General features: G+C 42.9%; 19 protein-coding genes. 10 read left to right on the top strand and 9 right to left on the bottom strand.

The features are described 5' to 3' along the window. The first annotated feature begins 292 nt into the window (after window positions 1-292). Both L0991_08675 and L0991_08670 read left to right on the top strand, forming a co-directional pair. Complete coding sequence (locus L0991_08675) at window positions 293-1834, top strand: sodium/solute symporter (protein XGB61522.1); 1542 nt, start codon at window positions 293-295, stop codon at window positions 1832-1834. A gap of 25 nt (window positions 1835-1859) precedes the next feature. Then, window positions 1860-3230 carry an L-serine ammonia-lyase gene (locus tag L0991_08670; protein XGB61521.1) on the top strand — a complete coding sequence of 457 codons (1371 nt, stop codon included), beginning with the start codon at window positions 1860-1862 and terminating at the stop codon, window positions 3228-3230. A gap of 105 nt (window positions 3231-3335) precedes the next feature. Here the strand turns inward: L0991_08670 and L0991_08665 are convergent, their stop codons facing one another. Beyond that, a complete protein-coding gene (locus tag L0991_08665) occupies window positions 3336-3821 on the bottom strand; it encodes an Lrp/AsnC family transcriptional regulator (GenBank protein XGB61520.1) in 486 nt (161 codons plus the stop codon). A gap of 120 nt (window positions 3822-3941) precedes the next feature. Here L0991_08665 and L0991_08660 point away from each other — a divergent pair, with 120 nt between their 5' ends. Next, window positions 3942-4541, top strand: a complete 600-nt coding sequence (locus tag L0991_08660) for a LysE family translocator (GenBank protein XGB61519.1) — start codon at window positions 3942-3944, stop codon at window positions 4539-4541. A gap of 158 nt (window positions 4542-4699) precedes the next feature. Here the strand turns inward: L0991_08660 and ahpF are convergent, their stop codons facing one another. Continuing rightward, a complete protein-coding gene (gene ahpF / locus L0991_08655) occupies window positions 4700-6292 on the bottom strand; it encodes an alkyl hydroperoxide reductase subunit F (GenBank protein ID XGB61518.1) in 1593 nt (530 codons plus the stop codon). A gap of 201 nt (window positions 6293-6493) precedes the next feature. Next, a complete protein-coding gene (ahpC, locus tag L0991_08650) occupies window positions 6494-7051 on the bottom strand; it encodes an alkyl hydroperoxide reductase subunit C (protein ID XGB61517.1) in 558 nt (185 codons plus the stop codon). Between the two features lie 438 nt (window positions 7052-7489). On the opposite strand from ahpC, the gene L0991_08645 reads away from it, so the two are divergent. Both L0991_08645 and L0991_08640 read left to right on the top strand, forming a co-directional pair. Then, window positions 7490-7981, top strand: coding sequence for a VOC family protein (locus tag L0991_08645; protein XGB61516.1), 492 nt, complete (start codon window positions 7490-7492; stop codon window positions 7979-7981). A gap of 340 nt (window positions 7982-8321) precedes the next feature. Further along, the gene (locus L0991_08640; protein ID XGB61515.1) at window positions 8322-8813 is read left to right on the top strand and encodes a VOC family protein; all 492 of its coding nucleotides are present in this window, start codon (window positions 8322-8324) and stop codon (window positions 8811-8813) included. 137 nt (window positions 8814-8950) lie between these two features. Here the strand turns inward: L0991_08640 and L0991_08635 are convergent, their stop codons facing one another. Next, window positions 8951-10165, bottom strand: coding sequence for a 4Fe-4S binding protein (locus L0991_08635; GenBank protein XGB61514.1), 1215 nt, complete (start codon window positions 10163-10165; stop codon window positions 8951-8953). Between the two features lie 480 nt (window positions 10166-10645). On the opposite strand from L0991_08635, the gene L0991_08630 reads away from it, so the two are divergent. The 3 genes from L0991_08630 (at window position 10646) to L0991_08620 (ending at window position 13099) form a co-directional block, all read left to right on the top strand. Beyond that, window positions 10646-11098 carry a septal ring lytic transglycosylase RlpA family protein gene (locus L0991_08630; protein XGB61513.1) on the top strand — a complete coding sequence of 151 codons (453 nt, stop codon included), beginning with the start codon at window positions 10646-10648 and terminating at the stop codon, window positions 11096-11098. A gap of 436 nt (window positions 11099-11534) precedes the next feature. Next, window positions 11535-12548: a manganese-dependent inorganic pyrophosphatase gene (locus tag L0991_08625; protein XGB61512.1), complete on the top strand. Its 1014-nt coding sequence runs from the start codon at window positions 11535-11537 to the stop codon at window positions 12546-12548. 212 nt (window positions 12549-12760) lie between these two features. After that, the gene (locus tag L0991_08620) at window positions 12761-13099 is read left to right on the top strand and encodes a cytosolic protein (protein ID XGB61511.1); all 339 of its coding nucleotides are present in this window, start codon (window positions 12761-12763) and stop codon (window positions 13097-13099) included. A 218-nt stretch (window positions 13100-13317) separates the two neighbouring features. On the opposite strand, the gene L0991_08615 is transcribed toward L0991_08620, so the two are convergent. The 4 genes from L0991_08615 to L0991_08600 form a co-directional block, all read right to left on the bottom strand. Next, window positions 13318-14919 carry a BCCT family transporter gene (locus L0991_08615; protein ID XGB61510.1) on the bottom strand — a complete coding sequence of 534 codons (1602 nt, stop codon included), beginning with the start codon at window positions 14917-14919 and terminating at the stop codon, window positions 13318-13320. Between the two features lie 9 nt (window positions 14920-14928). Then, window positions 14929-16266 carry a Xaa-Pro peptidase family protein gene (locus L0991_08610; protein ID XGB61509.1) on the bottom strand — a complete coding sequence of 446 codons (1338 nt, stop codon included), beginning with the start codon at window positions 16264-16266 and terminating at the stop codon, window positions 14929-14931. 524 nt (window positions 16267-16790) lie between these two features. Then, entirely contained in the window at window positions 16791-17810 is a 1020-nt protein-coding gene (locus L0991_08605; GenBank protein XGB61508.1) for an aldo/keto reductase, read from the bottom strand. Between the two features lie 205 nt (window positions 17811-18015). Next, window positions 18016-18900 carry a LysR family transcriptional regulator gene (locus tag L0991_08600; GenBank protein XGB61507.1) on the bottom strand — a complete coding sequence of 295 codons (885 nt, stop codon included), beginning with the start codon at window positions 18898-18900 and terminating at the stop codon, window positions 18016-18018. A 216-nt stretch (window positions 18901-19116) separates the two neighbouring features. Between L0991_08600 and L0991_08595 the strand changes: the two genes are divergently transcribed. Together L0991_08595 and L0991_08590 are read left to right on the top strand one after the other, a co-directional pair. Continuing rightward, window positions 19117-20622: an aldehyde dehydrogenase family protein gene (locus L0991_08595; protein ID XGB61506.1), complete on the top strand. Its 1506-nt coding sequence runs from the start codon at window positions 19117-19119 to the stop codon at window positions 20620-20622. Between the two features lie 43 nt (window positions 20623-20665). Further along, window positions 20666-22006, top strand: a complete 1341-nt coding sequence (locus L0991_08590; GenBank protein XGB61505.1) for an aspartate ammonia-lyase — start codon at window positions 20666-20668, stop codon at window positions 22004-22006. 469 nt (window positions 22007-22475) lie between these two features. On the opposite strand, the gene L0991_08585 is transcribed toward L0991_08590, so the two are convergent. After that, window positions 22476-23726 carry an alpha/beta hydrolase gene (locus L0991_08585; protein XGB63873.1) on the bottom strand — a complete coding sequence of 417 codons (1251 nt, stop codon included), beginning with the start codon at window positions 23724-23726 and terminating at the stop codon, window positions 22476-22478. Between the last annotated feature and the right edge of the window lie 175 nt (window positions 23727-23901).

Below are 23901 nucleotides of genomic sequence, written 5' to 3'. Positions count from 1 at the left end.
GTTATTGGCTGTCACTACACTGTCTTCGTTTCGGGAGAGATAATAGAGTTTTTGTGGTTATTAGATCCGTGATCAAAGTCAATTTTAAAATGAGTGCGTACCCATTTTGTGTGTTTTGGTGATCTTGATCCCATTAGATCGCGCTTTTGGCACTTTATGCATGTTTTGAGTGATTATTCATCTATCTTAGTGACAATACTCACACTTACAGGGGGTTTTTGAGGGAAGTTAGCCAATTTTAAGTAATATTGGCTGCGAATAATTTGCGAAATATAATAAACGGAATCTACAAATGGTTACGTACTCAAGTTTTGTGGTGATTGCCCTTTATGTGCTAACTACTTTATTTATCAGCTACTTAGTTAATAAGCGCTATAGCGTTGGTGGCGATTTTTCAACTGGTGGGAAACAATTTGGTTGGTTTACGGCAGGTGTGTCGATTCTTGCAACCTACATCAGTGCGATGACGTTCGTGGGTATGCCTGGCTGGGTTTATAGCTCTGGTATGGAAGCGATGAGCGTTCATTTGAATTACCCAATAGTGATATTTTTTGCTGTGGTTTTCTTTGTTCCTGTCTTTTACAAGCTTGGCCTGACTTCAATTTATGAATACCTAGAGCACCGCTTCGGCGTTGTTGCTCGTACGATTAACTCCATCGTATTTATCGTGGTCCAATGTATTTCTGCAGGTGTCATTTTGTATGCAGTAGCGCTGATTTTAGTACAAGTGCTACCCATCGGGATTTCTGAAGCAATTATTTATATCAGCCTGTTCACTGCTCTTTATACCTATGCTGGTGGTATCTCAACCGTAATATGGACCGACATGTTGCAGTCGGCAGTATTGATTATCGGTAGCATAGCGATCTTCGGCCTATTACTGATGAAGATTGATGCGGGGGAGGTGTTGTCTCCTGAGCATCTGAATATTATTAACCTCGAATTTGACCTAGGTGTCGACACCACATTGTGGGCAGGCGTGGTGGCAGTGAGTTTTTTACACTTGAGTGTGTACGGCACTAACCAATTGATTATTCAAAGAACGCTGGCGACAAAGGATGTGAAAACCGCACAGAAATCTATGTTGTTGTGTGGCTACGGCGCCTTCTTCATCTACCTATTTTTTGCGGTAATGGGCGTGTTGCTAAGCGTCTTCTACCAAGACAATAGTTTTGAAAACAGTAATGAAGTGATTCTCGATTTTGTGTTTAACCACACCAATCCAATCATTGTCGGTTTAGTGATTGCTGCGTTATCGGCTGCCGCTATGTCGACTCTCGACTCGACCTACAACTCTATGGCAACCGTCGCAACGTTCGATTTTTATAAGCGCTTTTTCCGTAAATCCGCCTCCGATGCACACTATGAATCGGTAGCAAGAAAGATGAGCCTTGTTGCCGCAGCGTCAGTAGTTGTTCCTGCTTTGCTGGCTGTTTCTAATGAGTCTGTGCTTAAAACCATTGCTAGCCTGACTTCAATTTTTGTTGGTATTCGTCTTGGCTCTTTCATCCTTGGGCTGTTTTTCAAGAAAGCGAATGAGAAGGGTGTGATTGCCGGCAGCGTAGGCAGTGTGGTTGTGGTGTTTATTGCCAAATACAGTGGTATTTCTTGGCCTTGGTTTGCACTGATTGGTACTGTCGTCTTTCTCGTTCTTGGCGTTATCGTGAGCCGCTTCTTTGGTGAAGTCACTCAACAACAGAATGAATTTATCGCTAAGCAAAAGCATTTGTTCGCTAAGCCTGCCGCGAGTCACTACGGCTTGTTGGTGTTTGCCGTAGTGACGATTGTTGCTTGTACTGTTATCCCTGATTGGCTTTATGCCGCTCTTTCTTAATTGACCGACTATTACTGGTATATCTATGTTATCTATTTTTGATATCTACAAAATTGGTGTTGGACCTTCGAGCTCACACACCAACGGCCCAATGATTGCGGGTTTTCATTTCACTCAATTAATCGCGGATAGAATCACAGAGGTGGTTCGCGTTCAGGTCGATTTGTACGGTTCACTGTCACTTACTGGTATCGGACACCACACCGATAGAGCGACCATTTTGGGCTTGCTGGGTAACAAACCAGATACGATTAAGATCACCAGTGCTAACCAAGCGATGCGTCATGCTATCGACAGTGGTGAGCTGCAGTTAGGTGGTAGCCACAACATCGGCTTTAACTACAAAACCGACATGCTATTTCATGAGGACAATCTACCTTTGCATGAAAATGGCATGATGATCACTGCGTTCAACCAAGCTGGAAATGTGATTGTCGATGAAACCTATTACTCGATCGGTGGCGGTTTTATTGCAACGGCAGATGAATTGCAAAATGGCACCAAAACTCAATCGGTTGAGGTGGCTTATCCTTTTAAAAATGCCGATGAAATGCTGCAACAAGCCGAACAAAACGGCATGAGCCTAGGTGGCATGATTCTGAAAAATGAGTCGGCTTTCCAAGATGCTGATGTGATTGCAGAAAAGGCTGATCAAATCTGGCGAGTGATGGCGCGTTGTATGGAGCGCGGTTTTGAAACAGAAGGCATTCTTGATGGTGGATTGAACGTCACTCGCCGAGCACCAAACCTACTAAAGAAGTTGGAAGCGAATGCTGCGGTTGAGAACGATCCAATGGAAATCATGGATTGGATTAACTTGTTTGCCTTTGCAGTCAGTGAAGAGAATGCTGCTGGTGGTCAGGTTGTCACATCTCCAACCAATGGTGCTGCAGGCGTGATCCCGGCTGTGTTGATGTATTACCATCGCTTCATTAAAGAGTTGGATACCAAGCAGTTAAAAGACTTTTTAGCGGTATCGGGCGCTATCGGAATTTTGTACAAAACCAACGCTTCCATTTCAGGTGCCGAAGTAGGGTGCCAAGGTGAAGTTGGCGTGTCGTCTTCTATGGCGGCTGCGGGTTTAACTGCATTGCGCGGTGGCAGCAACGAGCAGATTTGCATTGCAGCAGAAATCGCGATGGAGCACTCATTGGGTATGACGTGTGACCCAATTGGTGGTTTGGTACAAGTACCGTGTATTGAGCGTAATGCGATGGGTGCAATGAAGGCGATTAATGCATCACGTATGGCTCTGAAGCGTAATAGTAAATCCTTGATCTCACTTGATAAAGTTATCGCGACTATGTACCAAACAGGTAAAGACATGAATAAGAAGTATCGTGAGACCTCATTGGGCGGTTTAGCGCTAATTCATCTCGCACACCCTTGTGAGTAGAGGCCAACTCAGTCTCAAGCTTTTGTGAGACCGATACTTTTGTAAGAACGACAATAAAAAGCCCAGTCGCATTATCGCTGACTGGGCTCCTAAGTTTTCAATCCACTAATCTTGCAGTGGCAGTTGGTAGCTGTTTTTCAGCTCTTTCACTGAGATGTTAGACTGAATTGCGCTGACGCCTTTTACTCGTCGAATAGAGCTGATTCGCTCAAAATACTCTTCCAGATCTCTTGCCAACACCTGAATCATATAATCAGCACCGCCTGCAATGCAGTGGCACATGGTTATCCAGTCTGTGACTGCGACAAACTCTTCAAAAGGCTCGGTGTTTTCAACCTCATGATTGCCGAGTGTCACTAGGGTAAAACCTGCCACATGAAGCCCCAGCTTTTTGCGATTAAGCTGCGCGGTATAGCCATCAATATAGCCCGTCTCTTCCATGCGTTTCCAACGACGCCAGCAAGGTGTCTCACTTAGGTTGACCTTCTCGGCAAGCTTGCTGTTACTCATGCGCCCATCTTTTTGGATATGTCCAAGAATGGCAATATCCGTATCATCTAGCACTTCGTTGGTGGATTCTTTCACTTTCATGGTGTTTTTAGAAAAAGTCTGCTCAAATTTGATTTTATACTAGCGCATATAGCAATTTAATTCCTACTCGAATCGGTAAACTCTTCTCCAAATAACGTTTTATTTACTAGGAGAGAAAGAATGAGCGCTCAATTAATGCTGGCGTTCTTGTTGTTTTCAATATCGATTGGAATTACACCGGGAGCAGGAAACATTGCATTGCTTGGGATATCAAGCCGGTATGGATTTGCGGCAACATTGCCTTTTGTCTCTGGTAACGCTTTTGGCATTATCATCATACTGGCGGGTTCAAGTGCTGGCTTGGTGAGCCTGTTTACCCTTTACCCAGAGATCTACACGGTAATGAAGTACCTTGGGGCGGCTTATTTACTGTTTATGGCGTGGTCGATTGCCAATATGGAGATTGAACAAGAAGAGTCGGTGAATCGCTCAGGGTTTATGTCTGGCGTTTTGATTCAAGTGTTGAACCCGAAAGGATGGATTGCTTCACTGACTGTGTTTTCTCAGTTCATCACCACACAGGCTGATTACCTGATTCAAGTGGTGACGATTACCACCATCATGGTGGGAACCGGTGTGTTGTGTATGTTGGTTTGGGCGTATTGCGGCACTATGTTGCAGCGTCTATTACAATCACCAAAACAGATGGTGATGGTTAACCGCTGTTTGGGTGGAAGCCTAGCGTTAGTGGTTGCTTTTATGCTTTATCAGCCAGCGTAGAGCATCTTTACCAAAGAAAAAAACCACTCCTAAATCCATAGGAGTGGTGTCTAAATATCGACAAAGTCGTTAACGATAAACAGTCAGTTAATCATCACTAATAAGTTGATAATCACTGATACGTTAACAAGGACACTTAAGGAAATTTGCTTACAAGATTAAGCGGTTTCAGCCTCTTTAACTGGAGCTGGGTTGCGAATTAGGTGGTCAAATGCGCCTAGACTTGCTTTCGCACCTTCACCCATCGCAATGATGATCTGCTTGTAAGGTACTGTTGTTACATCACCTGCTGCAAACACACCTTTCATCGATGTTGCACCATGAGCGTTAATCTCAATCTCACCGCGTGGTGAAAGCTCAACCTTCGAACCTTTCAACCATTCGCTGTTCGGCATTAGACCGATTTGAACGAAGATACCCGCAAGCTCAATCTGTTTAAGCTCTTCAGTATTGCGGTCTTTGTATTCCAGACCCGTTACGCGGTTTCCATCACCCAACACTTGTGTCGTTTGAGCCATTTTGATGATTTCGATGTTTGGTGTTGCGTTCGCTTTATCGATAAGTACTTGGTCAGCACGTAGCGTGTCTGCAAATTCAAGCACGGTAACGTGTTCCACAATACCTGCTAGGTCGATAGCTGCTTCGATACCTGAGTTACCGCCACCGATAACCGCTGTTTTCTTACCTTTGAACAGTGGACCGTCACAGTGTGGGCAGTAAGCCACGCCTTTGTTGCGGTATTCTTGCTCACCCGGAACGTTCATTTCACGCCAGCGTGCACCTGTACTCGTGATAACAGAGCGAGCTCGCAGTGTTGCACCACTCTCTAATTCAACGTGGATGTAGCCGTCTTTTGTGTCTTCCGCAGCAATGATGTTGGCAGCACGCTGCTCAGTCATTACTTCTACACCGTACTCTTTTACGTGCTCTTCTAGGCTAGCTACTAGCTTAGGACCCGTTGTCGCTTTCACTGAGATAAAGTTCTCAATCGCCATGGTATCCATTACCTGACCACCAAATCGGTCAGCAACCACACCGGTGCGAATGCCTTTACGTGCTGCGTAGATAGCTGCTGAAGAACCAGCAGGACCACCGCCGACAACAAGTACATCAAATGGTGCTTGTTGATTTAGGTTTGCCGCTTTCTTTTCCGCTGCGCCTGAGTCTACTTTATTTAGGATCTCAGCCAGTGACATACGGCCTTGACCGAATAGTTCACCATTAATGAATACACTTGGTACCGCCATGATATCGCGAGACTTCACTTCCTCTTGGAATGCTGCGCCATCAATCATGGTTGTCTTAATCAGAGGGTTAATCGCAGACATCATATTGAATGCCTGAACCACTTCTGGACAGTTTTGGCACGATAGCGAGATGAAAATCTCTACATTAAGCTCTTGATCTAATTCTTTAATTTGCTCGATTACGTCAGCTTCAAGCTTGATAGGGTGACCACCACTATGAAGCAGTGCCAGTACCAGTGACGTGAACTCGTGACCCATCGGTAAACCGGCGAAACCAATCGCAGTGCCTTTCTCTTGGTTCACTACCTGCATGATAGGACTGCGCGTGCTTGCGCTATCATCACGAGTTACTTCAATTTTGTCGGTTAAAGACGCGATGTCATTTGCTAGGTCTTGGAGTTTGTGTGCGGTATCGCTGTCATCTAGGCTCAGCACTAACTGAACATTGGTTTTTAAGTTTTCTAGGTATGCTTTTAGCTGCTGCTTCATTGCTTGATCTAACATAATCGTGCCTGCTCTTAAATTCTGTGTCTTGGTATTGACCAATACCTTCTTGCTGAAAAAGGAAAATAAAAAGGGGGCGCAAGTCGGCAAATTGAATGTGGTGTTGCTGCTTTGAAAGGGTGGCGCGCAACTGCCCTTTAGGAGGGAGGCCGAAGCGCGCCTGTAGAACCGTTTTATTTGTTCTTTTTAGATAGGCTTAGATTAAATCTTACCTACTAGGTCTAGAGATGGTGCTAGTGTCTCTTCGCCTTCTTTCCATTTAGCTGGGCAAACTTCACCTGGGTTAGCCGCTACGTATTGTGCTGCTTTAACCTTACGTAGTAGGTCTTCAGCGTCACGACCGATACCTTCAGCAGTGATTTCCATTGCTTGGATAACACCTTCTGGGTCGATTAGGAACGTAGCACGGTCTGCTAGGCCTTGACCTTCACGCATTACGTTGAAGTTGTTTGTGATAGTGCCTGTTTGGTCGCCTACCATGAAGTATTCGATAGTGCCGATTTTGTCAGAAGTATCGTGCCATGCTTTGTGAGAGAAGTGAGTGTCAGTTGATACTGAGTAAACTTCTACACCGCGAGATTGAAGCTCTGCGTATTTTTCTTGTAGGTCAACTAGCTCAGTTGGACATACGAAAGTGAAGTCTGCTGGGTAGAAGAAGAACACTGCCCACTTGCCTTTAACGTCTTGCTCAGTGATTTCTACGAACTCGCCGTTTTTGAATGCCGTTGCGTTGAATGGTTTGATTTCTGTGTTGATCATGTTTGGACTCTCTTTCTAATTTGTAGTGTTTAACGCTATCCCGCGTCGATGGAGATATATTGCATCCGCACCGAAAATTAGTGAAATCGGACATTTCTATAGATTCAATAGGTGATTCCTATCTTTGAAAGGAGAAAGTTATCGACAAAAGCTATCAAACGTCGGCAACACCCAATTTGAGTGACTATGCTCTTTAGGTTGTTCTCTATATTAGGCTTATCTCTATTAGCGTGAGCGCCTATGTATAGTGCGAGTATCTATGTGGCGCTTCTGAAGTGGGTTAGGATCTCATTGAGGTTATTGATAACATAAAATTATTATTAATATAAATCATGATAATTTCATTTAATTGATGGCTCTACCTATACTCTCTTCATCGAAACGAAATACAGAAGCTAAGCTTCGAAAGCACAGAATAAAATCGAATTGGAGAAAGTTATGAAAATGAATCACGTAGGCATCATGGTAGGCGACATGGACAAAGCAGTAGAGTTTTACACTAAAGCTTTAGGCCTAAGAGTCGTAATGAATAAGACTAAGGTGATGGAAGAGCGTGAATCAGCAATAGGCCGTATGTGTATCGCTGTATTTGGTGAAGGCTTCAAAGGCTTCAACATTGCTCACCTAGTAACTTCAGACGGTATCGGTGTTGAGATGTTTGAAATGGTTGACCGCCAAGAGCGTCACGAAGTAGATTTCTCTCGCCTAGGCATCTTCCACTTCTGTCTACAGCTTCCAAAAGAGCAATTTGATTCAGCTATCAAGCGCGTTGAAGAGTATGGCGGTAAAGTACGTATGGATATCCACCGTTACCACCCAGAAGACGAACTAAAACAAGCGCAAATGGTTTACCTAGAAGACCCGTTTGGCAACCTATTCGAGTTCTACTCTCACTCATACGAAGATACGTACGCGACAGATTACGAGTAATCGCGTTACTGCCTTCCATAAGGTAGAACGACCGAAACACCCCCAAAGAGGATTGGTAGAGATACCAATCCTTTTTTGTGTTTGGGGTTAGTGGTTATGGATACGCCAGTTAGGCGAACAGCAATCGTTCATATAATCAATGTGCCCCAAGAGCAAAAGTTCTTGGGGCACATGTTTGTTAACTATAGACCTTTAGAAATGGTGGATAACAATAAATTATCATTAATATAATTTATGATAATTTCATTTAATCTTCCTATCTCCATATACTCTCTCCATCGAAACGAAATACAGAAGCTGAGCTTCGAAAGTACAGAATTAAAAAGAATTGGAGAAAGTTATGAAAATGAATCACGTAGGCATCATGGTTGGCGATATGGACCAAGCAGTAGAGTTTTACACTAAAGCTTTAGGTCTAAGAGTCGTAATGAATAAGACTAAGGTGATGGAAGAGCGCGAATCAGCAATCGGTCGTATGTGTATCGCTGTATTTGGTGAAGGCTTCAAAGGCTTCAATATTGCTCACCTAGTAACTTCAGACGGTATCGGTGTTGAGCTATTCGAAATGGTTGACCGTGAAGAGCGTCATAACGTTGATTTCTCTCGTCTAGGTATCTTCCACTTCTGTCTACAGCTTCCAAAAGAGCAATTTGATTCAGCTATCAAACGTGTAGAAGAGTTCGGCGGTAAAGTTCGTATGGACATTCACCGTTACCACCCAGAAGACGAGCTAAAACAAGCACAAATGGTTTACCTAGAAGACCCGTTTGGCAACCTATTCGAATTCTACTCTCACTCATACGAAGATACGTACGCGACTGATTACGAGTAATCGCGTCACTGCCTTCCATAAGGTAGAAAACCGAACACCCCCAAAGAGGATTGGTAGAGATACCAATCCTTTTTTGTGTTTGGGCTGTGTGTGATTGTGGTAGCTCCACTCCTAGATCTTAGAGTTAAGAGCCAAGATCAATAGCTGAGATAGTCCATCACTTGAATTAACTGTATGCGTATCTCATTGGTGGTCTGACTGTGCCAATAACCCAGTGTAAAAGACAACAGAGGAATACCGAACATTATCATTAGCACTAAAACGAGAAGATACTTAGATGATAATTGCCAACCATTGCGTGTTTTTAGTCCAAGCACCTGCTTATTTGGACATGCAGCAACACAGCGCAAACAAGCTTGGCACTCATCCGTTCGAATCTGCTTAGCAGTATGAATAATAATATTAGAAGGACATGCGCGAGTGCATTTGCTGCAATTCAGATTATCTTTTTCATTTAAACAATGCTTAGTGTCTCGACGAATTTTAAATGGGCTAAGCAGGCTTGTTATCCCGAGTAGTGCACCATAAGGACAAAAGTATCGGCAAAAAGCACGTTGTCGCCATGCTGACATCAATAGAATGACGGCTAAAATACCAAGAGTAATCATTCCTGGCTCAACGAATACCCAAGCAGTTTTTACATCAGCGATTTTATGATAATTGCCATTGAGGTAATAAGTCAGGCTCGCGACAGGCATTCCTACTGAAATAAAGGTAAAGAAAGCCAACAATAAGTACTTCATCATACGTAATGGCCAGTCGAGCCAAACCGGTGGTAAATACGCTTTCTTAACGAACTTTAAGCGTAATTTATACAGATATTCCCCAGCGAGACCTAACGGACAAATCCAACCACAAAATGCACGCTTACAAGCAATACCAGTCACTACCACAGTCACGAGCATGACGGCACCTGCCGGGTGAGTTTGATCCCAAAACCCAATAGAGAAGATAGCCTTAAGTTGAATAGCTGCAGCGATAGGTAAGAAAGCATCCGTAACATCAGGTCGCATGAAACTCGGAGATATTTGATGAACAAGTAGCCATGTATGAAGGGTGTACTGGATAGCCACTAAAAATAATGAAAGTGCCATCGCGTGTTGGCTGACTTGACGCAAAACATTTGTTTTAGATGAAGCCGTGATTATGGTCGGTTTAAAGTAAAAAATCGAAGAGATGACAACCACCGCCAATGATAGGGCAATGAGCAGAGGCCAATAGGCTGCACTAAGTACAGCAGTGATGATAATGCAGGAAGTTATTATGCTACCGAGCTTTTTACCGCTAGTGTAGAGAACACAAATGCTATAAATCAATGCAAGCATTAAGGTAAAGGATTCAATAAAAGTCATATAGCCACCGTTTCATTACAGAGTGGTACTATAAATCGCCTATAAGAGTATGTCTGACGATTAATGAGTTAACTTATCTATCTTTGATATGAGTTAATTTTCATCAATATTTCGCCTAACCATTAAGGGTGGTTTTTAATAACGTTCGCTGGGGTTATTAATAAATTGAGCCGAGTTGATTGATAGCCAAACCGCTTTTGGAGAGCGAAGGAAGAGTAGCTTCACATCAGAATAGGGCACAAATCAATCTGCTTTCGAGTGTCTTTGAACCGTGGTTTACCTGCGTGAATGATTAATAAATCAGCAGATTTAACGCTTTGTTAAAGTTGACGTTTTGAAGATAAAACCTTTCATGGATATGACGGAAGAAAGTGTACTTCATGAAAACATTGTGCGTTCATACCGGATGGTAGCCTTTGCTGAGCAGTGACTATACTCAGCATTGTATGGCGAACCAAAACACAACGAAAACAGAGAAAAATGCACAAATTAGCGCACCCAAGTTACATGAAAAAACTACATATCATCTTTACCGCTCTTATTCTCATGATATTAGCCGGATGCACCTCAACGTCGGCGGTCGGTAGCTCTAAAACAAAAGAATATGCCAAGTCACATGCTTTGACTGGTAAAGCTTCTTGGTATGGTGACAAGTTCCATGGCAAGCTCACTGCAAGTGGTGAGACGTATAATATGAATGCTTACACGGCAGCGCATAAAACCTTAGCCTTTGGCACGATCGTGAGAGTGACTAACACTGCCAATAATAAGTCTGTCGAAGTTAAAATTAACGACCGAGGCCCATACGTAAAAGGCCGAGTGATCGACCTTTCACACAAAGCATTTGCAAAAATCGGCAACGTTAAGCAAGGCACAGTTCCTGTCAGAATCGAAATTGTTGATGACAGTAATACCTTTAGGTACAAACATTAATCCCCTCCGAATATCCCTTTAGTCCGCATCTTTGCTTCCTTATCGATCACAGAAAGGAGTGGAGTAAACACTGATGATTAAAGGTTTAGAGGCACATTGCTATTCAATAACTAAAGGCTGCTTTGCAGCCTTTTTGATGTCTGCCATTATCGGTTTTTAATAAGATTATCTAATTATTAGTGTTTGAATTGAGAGCTCAATACCTCATAGAATTAGTAGGTTAAATATTACTTCACTAGTTTTCATTCAAATTCATCATGAAATAATGAAAAGCTAACCTAATCCAAATTGATTTATGATGTGATTAATAGTGAAACTAGCGAGCATTACATTTCGTTACTCCTTGAAGTAAATCTGAAATATAGCTGACACGGTTCTGAAATTTTTGAGGGCTAGCGTATGGGGTTCTAAAACGAACCTAAATAAGGAAATAACCGTGAAGCTAACACCTGTCGTTGCTGCCGTAATCATGTCTTTCAGTTCAGCAAGTTTTGCTTTTAGCCTGCAACAATCTGCCAATGAAAACAGTGAAGATCTCGTATGGACAGGGCACCTTAGTCCAGACAGCGACACCGTGATGTCTGCAATGCTCGCGGCTCATATTTATGGTGGTACGGCGACAGTTCCTGAGCCTATCAACCCTGAATCTACGTTTATCTTGAACTACTGTAATGCGGAGCCACCTCGCGTAGAGACAGATTACTCTTCGTATCGAGTAGGGCTGGTGGACTTCAACCAAGTGACTCAACTAGCGCCAACCATTGATCAAGCATCCATTGTGGCTGTGGTCGATCACCATGCGATTGGTGGTTCTCCAATCAATACCCCGCAAATTGTTGAGATGGATATTCGAGGTTGGGGCTCTGCAGCAACGATACTGGCTGACAACGCTGAAAAGCTTGATGTGAGCTTACCTAAACACCTTGCTTGTGTTGGCTTGGGTGCGATTCTTTCTGACACTGTGGTATTCCAATCTGCAACCACGACGGAACACGATCATGAATATGCAGGCAAGTTGGCGAAAATTGCCGGTATTTCAGATATCGAAAATTTCGGTCAACAGATGCTGATTGCTAAATCTGACCTTAGCCACCTTTCGTCGGAAACCATTCTGACTTTGGATTACAAGAACTTTAACTACGGTGGCAAGCAGGTGGGTATTGGTGTTGCTGAAACGCTAACGGCTCAACAATTGATTGACCGTAAAGACGAGCTTTTGGCAGCGATGAAGTCATACAAAGAAGAGAGCGGTTTAGACCATTTGTTCTTCTCAATCACAGACACGAAGAACAAAGAAGCAAATCTACTGTGGGTAGACGAAAGCGACTATCAAATCATTAAATCGGCTTTCAATGCTGAACCAACTAGCGACATGCTGACTTTGGAAGGTGTTACTTCTCGTAAACGCCAGATTGGTCCTGCAGTGCAAAAGGCCATTGAGAGCTTATAGAGAGTAAGGGGCGTTCTTTTATTAAGTCACAGCTTAGTGGGGTTGGTAGAGATACCAACCCTTCGTTTTATGGCTCCAACTTAGGTGCGATAAGAGCGTATTTTAAATAGATCGATGGAAAGGCACCGAGTGCCCCTGTGAGAACTCAATCTCTACTCCGCTTAGCCTCAGATAGTGATAGAATCCCCGTATCAGAATTACCGAGAAACTCTATGTTTATCCATCAAGTTAATGACATCGACTGGCTGGTTATTACCGCTTTTGAAGAACTGAAAACTATGTTTATCGAAGATGCAGGCAGGATCCCTCGCTGCTTCTCTGTCGCTAGCGAATTGAGCCTGATTGATCAAGCCAAGCGCGCTTATGGATACTTACCTCCACTTCGCGGTGTTATCACCGATACCGGCACTTTTCAAAGCCCGGATAATGAAGAAGATTTGAATCCACAGCTTGCCTGCTTAGTTGAGGGACGTGGTCGAGTGTTTATCTATCACGGAGGTTTTGTTGCTTTTGTGGATGATGAGCAAACCTTCATTACGCGAATGGATTGAAACTATCAAATCGGCTTTCAATGTTGAACCAACTAGCGACATGTCAACTCTGGAAGGCGTCACTTCTCGTAAGCGTCAGATAGGTCCTGCAGTTCAAAAGGCAATTGAGAGTTTGGGGGAGGGATTGGTAGAGATACCAATCCCTTTTGTTTTGGGGAGAGCTGTATAGTCAGTGAATCGTCGATATTATTGATCTTAAGTAATCTAACTCAATATGATTACTTACCACCATGGATAACTTGAGCTTTCCTATATTCAATCTCTGTTTGTTCTGCCTTTCTAATCACTTCATCCAATTCAGCACCTCGGGTTTGGGTTGCGGGTGAATAGACTTCAATATACACAGACTTCATAAACCCATAACTCATCATCGTTACCATAATGGCGAAAGGGCATCCCATAATAACAAGTAGCGATTGAATGGCGGTCATGCCTCCACTCATTAATAACAAGCTAGTGATACCAGAAATTGCAATTACCCAGCCAATACGTTGTGAAATCGGAGCATTATCTTCATCTTTTGACGTCAGAGTATTGATAACAAGCGTGCCCGAATCAGAGGTCGTGATAAAGAATACGAAAATGCTGAATAGTGCTAGGTAACTAGGCAGACTCCAATCAGATACCAACTCAAAAAACTTAAACAGTGCCGATGAAGAGTTTGTCATTACAGCCGCACTTAGCTCCTCGACACCTTGGTTATGGATAAGGTCCAACGCACTATTACCGAATATTGTCAGCCATGCGAAAGAAAAACCTACCGGAATAACAAGCACACCTACCACGAACTCTCGTATTGTTCTACCACGTGAAATTCGAGCAATAAACAATCCAGTTGGTGCAGCGAAAGCAATCCACCACGCCCAGTAAAAGAGTGTCCAACCATAGAACCAATCTGGGTTGGTAAAAGCGTAAGTATCAAAAGACAGTGGTACAAAGCTCGCCAAATAGTTGCCAATATTCTCAACGGTTGAGTTAAGGATGAAGGTAGTATTAGAGGCTAAGAATACATACGTCATTAGTCCAATTGCGACACAAATATTGATGAGTGACAGTGCTTTAATCCCTTTCTTTAGGCCAAGGACTAATGAAATACATGTCATTATCCCAATAATGGTGATCAGGACTATTTGATTGCCTGTGCTAATCTCGAAGCCAAGTACATAATTTAAGCCTGCGTTGATTTGCTGTACCCCAAAACCTAGGGGGGTAACTATGCCAACCACTGTTGCAAGTACCGCAAAGACATCAATGGCTACGCCTAGTGGCCCATTGATTCGCTCGCCAAAAATTGGATAAAACGCACTTCGCATTTCTAGTGGACGACCTTTACGATAGGCTGCGTAAGAAATAACAAGCGCTACAATGGTGTAAATAGCCCATGCATTGATTCCCCAGTGAAAGAACGTGATGTTCATTGCTTCTCTCACTGCAACATCAGTCTGAGCCTCAACGATAGGAGGGTTCATGTAGTGCATAACTGGCTCGGCGACGCCGAAAAATACAAGCCCAATACCCATCCCTGTGCTGAATAGCATCGACCCCCACGCAAACCCAGAAAACTCCGGCCTCTCATTATCTTTGCCAAGCCTTAAGTCTCCGACACGGCTACAAGCACTGAAAATCAAGATAGAGATAAACAACGCGACACTGCCCATGTAAAACCAAGCAAACTTATGTGCGATATAGTTCTTCAGGTTTGCGAACATGTCAGTGCTTGCTTCTGGAGCAAGTAATACATAGACAAAGCACAGCGTTAAAATTATCCCAGCTCCTGCGCTTACTAGTAATTTATGAGTGTTTTTAGGTACGGATGTCATGTGCTGCTCCTACTTTAATAACTCTTTTTCAAATGGGTAGTTCGTTAGGTTTTCAAACCCATCCTCTGTGATAATTACTTGGTCTTCCAATTTGACCCCTTCTTTGCCGCCAACAGCGCCAACATATGCCTCAACACAAAGTGCCATGCCTGGCTCCAATACACCGTCATACCCATGACCTTCTAGATCTTCTGGATATCGTATTGAAGGGTACTCATCGCATAAACCGACACCGTGCATCATTACTCCATAGCGTTGTGGTCGGTATTTTTCAGGAAGTAGAAGGCCAGAGCGTGTAACTTCTTCGAATGTCATACCTGGCTTTAGTATTTCCATATTGTGTTGGATATGTTCATAGGCCACGCGGTATAAATGTCTCTGTTCTTCGGTAGCTTCTACATCACCGATTAGCCACGTGCGCGATAGGTCTGCACAGAATCCATAAGGACCAATGAGATCGGTATCAAAAGCTAACAGCTCTCCTTCTTTAACTACGCGAGGGCCGCACTCTTGGAACCATGGGTTTGTACGAGGTCCTGAAGACAGGATTCGACACTCTATCCATTCACCACCGCGCTTAATGTTTTCAGCATGTAGCACCGACCAAATATCGTTTTCAGTGACGCCAGGAACAGTTGCCTCTTGCATTTTTTTCATTGCAATCTCTGTTGAAGCAATCGAACAGCGCATTGCGTTGATCTCATCTATGTTTTTGACTGCTCTAGCTAGCTCCATCACTTCTTGGCCATCAAAGATATCGAGACCTTGCTTATCGAGCTCACGCAAACCAACAATCTCTATCTTGTCTACAGCGATACGATTGCTCCCACCACCGTGACGCTTAACGATGTCTGCAATCTCTTTTGCAAAATGATGGGCGTGTTCATTGGTTCGATTTCCAGTTTCGAAGTAGAAGAATGACGCTCCATTACGTACTTCTTTCACAAGCGGTAGGTGTGCAGATAAATGTTCACAGTTATGGAAATCCCAAAGGATCATGTAGCCCTCTGCAGATACAAAACAAGCACGAGCATGGTTGTGTGCAATCCAAAGCTGCATGTTGGTGGAATCTGTTGCATATCGAATATTCAAAGGATCAAATAACAACACCCCTGCCAAATCACGGGCTTGCAACTGGTCGACTATGCGTTTTAATCGATACTCTCGCATTTTATGTAGATTTGGGGGAGTGAGACCTAGGTCTGCCCATTCTTGGAATGCGAGAGCAGTAGGCCCAATCTCGACTCGATCATTGTCGTTCACACTTCCATCTGGTTTTAATTGTGCGGCACGTCGACGTGACGGATCTATTTTTCGATTGGAGCCAAGTACAAATTGGTTTGTCATTTTATGTCCCTTAATAAACCACCGTATTAATTGGGTTTAATGTTACAGCAATGTTATTGGTGAATAATGGAAATAAAGTCCCATACCTAAGAACAAAATTCACTGGACAATGAATCCTCCAATTAAACAACCAGTTAGATTGAATTGACCTTGAATGTCTATATTCCAATAGTGATAGTCATCAATAACACGTTGTTAATCGAGTGTTTCATTTTGAGGGGTTTACTTTTAGTTCTGTGAGCTAAGTTTAATTGCCAGACGTGCATAAATGCCTATATCGTCATAGGTATCAGTCAGTTAAGTTGATTTTGTAAAACCAGTGGCTTGTAAAACCCTTGGGTTAGAAACAGAAGTTGATGGAGGTAGTCGAGCCAATTCTTGACTTCATCCAGAAGAGGTTAGGAAGTGTCGAGTATGATTAGCGTCATTCAGGAAGCTGACTGTTATAGTTGGGGTTTCCGTATTGAAAATACAAAAAATGGCACGTTAAGTGCCATTTAAATATAGTTTGAGTTATATGCTATTTATTTAGCGTAAATACCTTTGGGGAGACGAGCCTCTCGAGGGATACGATTTCCTGCTGTGTAATCGTTGATTATATCGCAAGGCGTATAATTGCGTTCTAACTCAAATATATCATCTTGATCTAGATTCATCTCCAAAGCAGCTAGAGCGCTATTGAATTGTTCCGGAGTATCAGCACCAACTAACATCGAGGAAACGTATTGTTTAGATAGTACCCAAGCTTGTGCTACCTGAGCGGGGGCTACGTTGTGCCTCTGGGCTACGCGGGCAACAGAAGTAGAAATATCAAATGAAGCCTTGTCGTTATACATTTCAGCAGTAAAGAAATCGGTTTTGTTTCGGTTAGACTGCATATCATTAGTGAGGATACCCCGAGCAAGAGGACTAAATACCGACACTCCGATGCCTTGGTCTTGGCAATATGGAATCATCTCTCTCTCTTCTTCTCGGTAGGCACAATTATATTGTAATTGCATGTTGATAGGTTTTACCCAACCGTTTTGTTCACATACCTGGATGATCTTAGCGAGCTGCCATGTATACATGGTTGAAACACCAATATAGCGAGCTTTTCCTGATCGAACGATATCATTCAGAGCGCACATTGTTTCTTCGATAGGGGTGTTTACATCAAAGAAATGAAGCATGTAAATATCTACATAGTCCATCTTCATGCGCTTTAGCGATGCATCAATGGAATTCATTATATGCTGGCGAGAGTGGCCTTGTGCGTTGATGTCATCATTCATTTGGTAACCAACTTTAGTTGTGACAATCAGTTTGTCACGTTGTCCAATGCGATTGAGTACATTACAAACGACTTCTTCACCTGCTCCATATGAGTAAAAGTCTGCTAGATCGATAAAGTTAACACCATGGTCGATAGCATGACGAATGATTGGCTCGCTCTCTTTCTCATTAAAGATCCAAGGCTTCCATTCCTTAGAGCCCATGTTCATCGTTCCAAGGCACAAACGAGACACCTTGAGGCCAGAGTTACCTAGTTGTACGTATTCCATATTCACCCCTCGCATTATGTAAACGAAATGTTTAATTTTTGTTTGTTGACCTGAGTATTTAGATTCAAAAGCCAACAAAACACGAGTGAATATAAGTTAGGTATGCATGAGTTTAGTTCATTATTGCATGTGTGGTGAATTTAACTTCATAAAAAACAACCAGTTATATTCTGATTGGTAATCGTGGTTGTTTGAAAAATTGAAGCTAAGACACGCTAAGGCACTCTTCTTTCAACCAGGATACAAATGCTTCAACTTTACTCGTACCGACTTTGGGAGTCGGGACATGAATAAAATACCCATAGCGACTGCGACATTGCAGAGGGTGGAATTGAATTAGCTCCTGTTTTTTAAGTGAGTGATAAACCATATTGAGATCGACTACCGCGAATCCGCCTCCAGCGATAGCTGTATTTATCACCTGTTCTTGAGTACTCATCGAAATCCCTTTTCGATGTCCCTCTGTCAATTGGATATTGGCTGATTCAAGCCAATCTTTCCATGCCGGGAGGTTATGACCATGGTGGCGAATATGGAGCATCTTATGTGTATGAGCCTCAATATTCATGCTCTCGGTAACGAGGTCTTGATTGCAGACTGCTACGTATTTTTCTTTAAACAACAAGTTGTCTTTTGCATAGAACTCACTGACTTCATCAAAGAGGATTTCAATATCGTATAGGGTACTTTGCTCTCGTTTGCTATAGATCTGTAAGTCATACTGAGGAAATGCTTTAGCAAAGTTAACGAGGTGAGCACTCAACCAACGGCTGGTAAATGTTGGAGGAGCAAGGACAACTAATCGCTGTTGAAGATTGGGGTTCCGTATGACCTCTAACCCTTTCTCAACTTCAGAAAGAGAACGAGAAATCGTGTCGAGAACTTGCTCGCCAATCGGAGTTAACTCAAGGAGCCCTCGAGTAGATGTGCGTTTAAAAAGCGGTACACCCAAATACTCCTCGAGTTGTTTTATCTGTTTGCTAACCGCCCCCTGCGTAACATTTAAAATGTTTGCCGCAGCGGTGAAACTTAAGTGCGTACCTGCAACTTCAAATACTCGAACTGCATTAAGCGAGGGTAGTTGTCTCATTATCTTGCTCCTAGTCACAAATACAGCGACTTAGAACTCAAACTCGGTCGCTGCGTTTCACATTAATTTCCGAAATAGCGCGCTTTTATAGGTTTTTTTGAATTCTAACGATTAAATCTCATATGTTAATTACTTTTATTCAGTTGTTGTAAAATTGTGAGATCTGTAAATTTTTAAGGACTGACCACAATGACAAATGCGCAGTTTGGAGAAAATATGGATACTCAATACAACTTAGCGATCGCTACAGCTAAAGAGTGGCTAAGCAAAGATAAAAAACAATTTATTGGTGGCCAATGGGTTCTTGGGAACTTAGAGAATAACTGGATGGTTACCAACCCTAGTAATAGAGATGTGTTATGTAACATCCCTTTAGCTGATGAGCAGCTAGTTGAAGAAGCGACTGTTGTTGCCTCACAAGCTCACCAATCTGGTGTGTGGAGTAAAGTTAGTAGGACTGAACGAGCTAAAGTTCTTCGCGATATTGCTCAAGTTATTCGTGATCATACTGAAGTCTTAGCGGTGCTAGAGACGCTACCAAACGGGAAACTTTTAACAGAGTCGTTGGCAGATGATATTCCAACTTGTGCTGATATCTTTGAGTACTATGCAGGCTGGACTGATAAATTTTATGGCGAAACGTCACCTGTCGATCCTGAATACCTTAACTTCACGAATAAAGAACCGGTTGGTGTGTGTGCTCTTATCGCACCTTGGAATTTTCCTCTTTATCAGGCCGCGTTGAAAATCGCTCCGGCTTTAGCTATGGGGAATACGGTTATTCTAAAACCATCCGAGTTTACACCTTTGACCTCCTTATATTTGATAGAAAAAATTGTTGAAAACGTTGATATTCCAGACGGTGTTTTAAACCTAGTAATCGCTGATGGAGCGGCTTCAAATCAGCTAACAGTCAGCAATAATGTGCAAAAAGTTTCCTTTACGGGCAGTACACCGATTGGACGCAAAATTATTGAGAATAGCGGCCAATCAAACATGAAATCAGTCACGCTTGAGCTTGGCGGTAAGTCTCCTTGTATTTTCTTTGAGGATACTGAAAACCTAGATGCAGCTATTGATCGCGCCTTTACTGTTATGTTCTCTCATAAAGGTGAAAAGTGCTCCGAACCAACACGATTCTTAATTCAAGAAGGAATTTACGATTACGTTCTTGAGAAACTGATTGCTAAAGCAGAGGCTGTTAAGTGTGGTGACCCGTTAGATCCAGAAAGTGAACAAGGGCCTCAATGTAATGAAGCGCAGTTCAATAAAATCATGTCTTACATTGAGATAGGTAAAACCGAAGCAAAACTGGTTGCTGGTGGTACGCGAGATACATCAAATGGGAATAACAACGGCTACTTTGTGCGACCAACAATTTTCTCAGAAGTACCTGAAGATGCACGTATAGCTCGCGAAGAGATCTTTGGCCCGGTGCTTTCCTGTATCAAATTCAGAACTGAAGAAGACGCCGTTAGAATAGCTAACAACACGGAATATGGGCTTGCAGCAGGTATATACACATCTAATGTGACTCGCGCACATCGAATGGTTGAGCAGATTGATGCTGGTATGGTGTTTGTAAACAAATATGGTTGCTATGGACTTGCCAGCCCATTTGGAGGCTTTAAACAAAGTGGTTGGGGTAAAGAAATGGCCATTCATTCGCTATCTTCTTACACAAAGACTAAGAGTATTTGGGTCTACTACGGCGAAAGCTAGTCAAATATGTTGGGCGGTCCTATCCGCCCAATTAAGGAAAAATATGCAATACAGAATCGAAGTCGATAATATTGGTGAAGTGAAAATTCCAGCGTTACTCCCTTATGGGGCTCAAACACAACGAGCTCTAAATCTGTATCCTGTAGATAATCAAAAAACACTTGGTGACTACGCTTCAATTGTCACTGCTGTTTTACGCATCAAACTAGCTTCTGCTCGTGTAAACAGGGAAATCGGAGAAATGGATCCTGTGCTTTCATTGAACGTTGAAAACACCTGTCAGTCCGTACTAGAAAACTACCAAAAGGAGCTATTCCCCGTTCACGCCTTTCATGGTGGCGGTGGCATTTCAGTTAATATGAATGTCAATGAAGTCGTCGCTAACATTGTCAATCATAGCTATTATGCCCAGCCCTACGGTTCTTATTCTCCCGCTCATCCGAATGATGCCATTAACATGAATCATTCAACGAGCGATTGCTTGCAAACCGCAAGCCACTTGGCTGCGATTGAAGCCCTTGATCGCTTAGATATAACCATTGAACGCTTGATATACGCGCTTGAGTATTTAATGGTAAATCACAACGACAGCTCTAAACTCGCCAGGACCTGTATGCAGGATGCAGTCACGATTGAGTTTAAACAATTCTGGAGCGGTTACTTAGCATCACTACGCACCTATCAAATGCACCTTAAAGCGTGTCGCAATGACCTTCAGGCTGTGAATTTAAGCGGTAATATTATTGGTCGAGGTGGTGACTGCTCAACGGCTTATGCCGAGCGTTGTATCTCAGTGCTTTCCGACGTTACCGGTATAGAGCTTCGCAAGAACGATAACTTGTTTCAATCCAGCCAATCATTCGATGCTCAAACTCATTGTGTGAGCCAGGTGGAGAACTTAGCGGGCTTTATTATCAAGATAGCGAAAGACCTGCGTCTGATGTCTTCCGGTCCCGAGGGCGGTTTATCGGAAATTACGCTTCCAGCAGTACAGGCTGGTTCAAGTGCTATGCCCGGGAAAGTAAACCCTACGGTTCCCGAGTTTGCCATTCAGTCTGCTATGCAAGCACAAGGGCATTGTTACTCATCTAAACAAGCACATGTTCATGGAGAGTTAGACTATAACCCGTGGGGAATGCTACTGACTACCAATCTACTTGATGCAATAGATCACTTAGATAAGGGAATTTCAGTACTGACTGAAAAGTGTGTTTTCGGAATAGAAGTTAACTCAGAGACCGAATCTCGTAATGAGTTCGCTTTAGTGCCGCTCGTTGTTCGAGTTAAGTCAAAAGTTGGATACAAAGCTACTTTAGAATGTGTCAAAGAGGCTAAAGACTCAAACGAGTTAAAAGAGATGTTACAAGAGATACTCAAGCGGTGACTTCTACTCATTAATAGCAAATAATACTGTAACCGGAATGCTAGATTATGGCACCTTGTCTACTAAAGCGTGCTCTAATCTTTTGATGTCACTTCACCTGCGAGTGACCTTTCTATAGGCGTTACTCAGATTAGAATAAATAGAACCAATGCCTGCGCGCAAAGTATCGCGTGAAGTTACGTATCTTGCAATGGGGCAAACCTGTGTCAGATCTTATCTAAAAATCCCCTCCTAACCTCCCCTTAAATTGTATCTTCGATCAATTGTGGTTCGTGGAAAGGGGAGAGACAGAATACCGATTGTTACATATACAGGTACACATTCAGCACCAAAGAAGATTCTCCTCCTCGGTCGCAGATCTAAAAGGGTTGATGAACTTAACATGAGGGGGAGAGAGTACGAAATTAGCCCGAGCGTTCCATTTTTCGTATCTGATTTACCTGTACTGCCTAGTGCACCGAATCATAAATCAATGTTCTTCTTCAGCTCTTAACCAAAACTCGGACAGGTCTTCAAACAGGTCATCGTTATCTAAGATGCTCAAATGGTTTTCGTTGTAGCCGAGGATTTGTGACGCGTGGAGTTGGGCCGGGCGGGACAACTGGCTTGAGAGATTAATGACGCCATCGTTACTTTTGGTATTGAACAGCTCCCCCGAGTTATAGCCAAACGCTAAAAAGTGTGGGGTGTGGTTTTTATCGTTATCAGAAAACAGGTCAGCGATAAATTTGCCTTCTGGATTTAAATCGACCCAGGCTGGCATTACTACGGGAGAGTACTCTATACCTTGCTTAGCTGAAGCAACACCACCAAATGGCGACGAGATGGTAGTCATGCTACTGACAAAATCACATAACTGTCCGATACGACACTGACGAATACTATTGGCAACGATAAGCCCGCCCATGCTGTGCGCCACCACGTGTAGTTGCTGAATCTTGTATTGAGTGACGACGGTGTGCATTAGGTTGTTCAGACCTTTAGAGTTCAAAGCCAAAGATAAACCGGAAGGGTAGTTGAAAACCCATATTTGATATTTAGATTGGTCGACTTTTTCAATCAGCGGCTCAAAATCCAATGCAGTTGCGTTAATGCCATGCACAAACAAGATAGGGATTTTGTTTGGATCATACTCTGATAAAAAGTAGAGCCCAGCATTATGCTCGAGCAGGAATGTTAGTGGTTGCCACATCCCAAGTTTGGCGTTTTTTCTGTCAAAAGGGGGATCTTCAAGGCTCACAACTGCACCGATATCAACCAAATCCAATTCGATTTTCAATAGTGAAGAGAGCGAACGATCAACAAAGGCGCTTGGGGCTTCATTCTCATTCACTTCGAGTGAGACTTTGATGCTGGAATTGTCTTGGTAGTCACTAAGATTAATAACGCTGAATGCTTCGTTAGCTTGTAGGGTTAAGTCTTGGTTCTTATCTTCAAAGACAAGTAGGTAATGAATGTTATTCGATAGCTGCAAGTGGATACGGTCACTGTTGATGATTCCATCGTAGCCATCCACTTCGCTTTGATTGATGTCTTTGATTTGTAGAATCACGACGGCTGAATCTGATGCGGGTTGGCTCAAAACCAGTTGGTATTGGTCGGTAATGGAGTCAATTGCATCTATCTCATGGGATAAGTTTCGAAAGTTACTGCATCCGAACAGCACTGAACTGGTTAGCAATACCAAGACGAATCGCAGTGAGGTAATCACCTTTAGCAATGAAAATAGACGTGTATTAAGTACAGTTCTCATTCTAATGCCATCCTTATCCCACCCCGATTTATCCATAAATCAATAACCTGTGTCTAATAGTAGCAATAAAACAGCGCTTAATAAAAAGGCAAGCAAGCGACTATAAAGTTCGCTTGCTTGCCTGAGAGGTTTCATTACTTAG

Origin of the sequence: Vibrio chagasii (assembly GCA_041879415.1) — a bacterium.
Taxonomy (GTDB): Bacteria; Pseudomonadota; Gammaproteobacteria; order Enterobacterales; family Vibrionaceae; genus Vibrio.
The sequence above is the reverse complement of the archived record's forward strand: the minus strand, read 5'-3'. Positions and strand labels throughout refer to the sequence as shown.